At 39.5% G+C, this 2811-nt stretch carries 3 protein-coding genes; all 3 read left to right on the top strand.

Going from position 1 to position 2811, the window contains the following annotated elements:
- Window positions 1-404 (top strand): hydrogenase iron-sulfur subunit (locus tag FJ213_13260; protein MBM4177120.1); only part of this gene is annotated, 404 nt, incomplete at its 5' end.
- A gap of 25 nt (window positions 405-429) precedes the next feature.
- Window positions 430-1392 (top strand): oxidoreductase, encoded by a 963-nt coding sequence (locus tag FJ213_13255; protein MBM4177119.1) that lies wholly within the window; start codon window positions 430-432, stop codon window positions 1390-1392.
- Window positions 1389-2811: Ni/Fe hydrogenase subunit alpha (locus FJ213_13250; protein ID MBM4177118.1), on the top strand; the 1423-nt coding region annotated here is incomplete at its 3' end. The genes FJ213_13255 and FJ213_13250, both read left to right, overlap by 4 nt.

The following is a 2811-nucleotide window of genomic DNA, read 5'->3' as shown; positions in this document are numbered from 1 at the left end:
GTTCATATACTGGTGCCGATCTGGCAGGTGTTTCACGAATAAAATCCGCACCCAATGTTCGCATTATCAGAACAATGTGCAGTGGTCGTGTCGATCCAACATTTATTTTAAAGGCGTTCGAACTCGGTGCCGATGGTGTAGTTGTAATGGGTTGTCATCTTGGAGATTGTCACTATCAGGAGGGGAATTATAAAACCATTCGTCGGATTCCTTTTCTGAAACGATTACTGAAATCTTTTGGAGTTCATCCGAAGAGATTGAGACTTGAATGGGTCTCTGCATCCGAAGGTGATAGGTTTGCAGAAGTAGTGAATGAATTCACCGAAGAGATTCGTCAGCTTGGACCTTTACAGCTCACGAATGGAAAAGCAAAGAAAAAACAAGTTCATACAATTGCAGCATAATAGAAAGTTTTTAAGGAGATAAATCATGCCGAAACCTAAATTAGCACTTTATTGGGCAGCGAGCTGTGGCGGATGTGAGATAGCTGTTCTTGATATTCATGAAAAGATTCTTGATGTAGCAAATATTTTTGATATCGTCTTTTGGCCAGTTGCACTCGATTTCAAATATAAAGACGTAAAGGCAATGGAAGATAAGAGTATCGATATTTGTCTTTTCAACGGATCAATTAGAAATTCTGAAAATGCAGAACTCGCACATCTGCTCAGGGCAAAATCGAAAGTCTTAGTGGCATTCGGTTCATGTGCTCATGAAGGATGTATTCCAGGTTTAGCTAATCTCACTACTAAGGAAGAAATTTTTAACTGGGTTTATAGAGATTCACCATCTACAGTGAGTAATAATGGTGGAACTTTCCCGGTAACTCACACAAAAATGCCCGAAGGTGAAATCGAAATTCCCGAGATGTGGGATTATGTCAAATCTCTGGATCAAGAAGTTGAAGTTGAATATTACATTCCAGGTTGTCCTCCTCAGCCGCATCAAATTTGGGCTGTCATTGAACACATTGTGAGTGGTAAACCTCTTCCGCCGGCAGGTTCAATTCTTGGTGCGGGAGACAAAACTTGCTGCGATGAATGTCCTCGAGAACGTAAAGAGAAAAAATTGAAAAGGTTTTACAGACCTTTTGAAATACTTCCCAATGATAAGGAATGTTTACTCGATCAAGGATTGATTTGCATGGGACCAGCAACTCGTGATGGATGTGGTGCTCTTTGTCCAAAAGCCAATATTCCTTGTCGCGGATGTTATGGTAATCCTCCGAATTGCCAGGATCAAGGTTCAAAAATGATAAGTGCACTAAGTTCAGTCATAGATGCACAGGATCCTGAAGAAATAGAAAAAATTCTCGATCAAATTGCAGATCCGATTGGGACGTTTTACAGATTCTCATTACCTCATTCAATTCTAAGGAGAGTACAAAAATGAAACAGATAAAAATTGATCCGATTACAAGATTAGAAGGACATGGAAAGATTGATATATTCGTTGGCGATGACGGAGAAGTTGCGAACACTTATTTTCAAATTCCAGAGCTTCGAGGATTTGAACAATTTTGTGTTGGCCGTCCCGTTGAAGAAATGCCAAGGATTACAACTCGTATTTGTGGAGTTTGTCCCGAAGCACATCATATGGCTTCGGCAAAAGCTTGTGATGCAGTATTTCATGTAAAGATTCCACCGACAGCTTTTAAATTAAGGTCTTTACTTTACAACGTTTTTTACGCTGGCGATCACACAACTCATTTCTATGCACTTGGAGGACCCGATTTCGTGGTTGGACCCGATGCACCGGCAGCCGAAAGAAATATTCTTGGTGTGGTAGCAAAAGTTGGTCTTGAGATTGGCGGGAAAGTTATTGAGATGAGAAAACGAACACAGGAAGTGATAAAAATCCTTGGGGGTAAACAGACACATCAAGTTACATCAACTGTTGGTGGTGTAACAAGAGGAATTAATGAGGAAGAAAGAAAGCAAATCGAAGAACATTGCAAATGGTTTGTAGAATTCGGAAAATTTACTCAAACAATTTTTGAAAGTGTTGTTCTGAAAAACAAAGCTTATGTTGATTTAATTTTATCGGATGCTTACTCGAGTAAAATTTATTCAATGGGGCTTGTCGATGAAAACAACAAAGTTAATTTCTATGATGGTAAAGTTCGTGTTGTTGATCCTGAAGGAAAAGAATTTGTAAAATATGCACCGCACGAATATCTTGATGTAGTTGCTGAACATGTTGAATCTTGGACTTATTTGAAATTCCCATTCCTTAAAAAAGTTGGATGGAAAGGATTCGTTGAAGGAAAAGATAGTGGAGTTTATCGTGCAACTCCTCTCTCGCGATTGAATGCAGCCGATGGAATGCCTACTCCGCTTGCTCAAGCTGAATATGAAAAAATGTATTCAACGCTTGGAGGGAAACCGGTTCATGCAACACTTGCAACTCATTGGGCAAGAATAATTGAATTGCTAAGCGCTGCGGAAATGGCTTTGGATTTAGTTCGCGATCCTGAAATAACCGGAACAAATATCAGAACAATACCAACCGAAACTCCAACTGAAGGTGTTGGAATTGTGGAAGCTCCGCGAGGAACTTTGACTCATCACTACATTACAGATGAAAAAGGAATCTTGAAAAGAGCAAATTTAATTGTAGGAACAACAAACAATTACGCTCCAATTTCAATGTCAATAAATAAAGCCGCACGCGGTTTGATTAAAAAAGGTTCGGAAATTACCGATGGAGTATTAAATAAAATTGAAATGGCATTTCGTGCTTACGATCCTTGTTTCGGTTGTGCTACACATTCGTTGCCTGGTCAAATGCCAATGGTTGTGCGAATATTCG

The organism is Ignavibacteria bacterium (genome assembly GCA_016873845.1).
In the GTDB taxonomy this organism is placed as follows: domain Bacteria; phylum Bacteroidota; class Ignavibacteria; order Ch128b; family Ch128b; genus JAHJVF01.
The sequence above is the reverse complement of the archived record's forward strand: the minus strand, read 5'-3'. Positions and strand labels throughout refer to the sequence as shown.

Coding starts and splice junctions, on each gene's coding strand:
- FJ213_13255 (MBM4177119.1), top strand. CDS start 430: ATGCCGAAACCTAAATTAGCACTTTATTGGGCAGCGAGCTGTGGCGGA.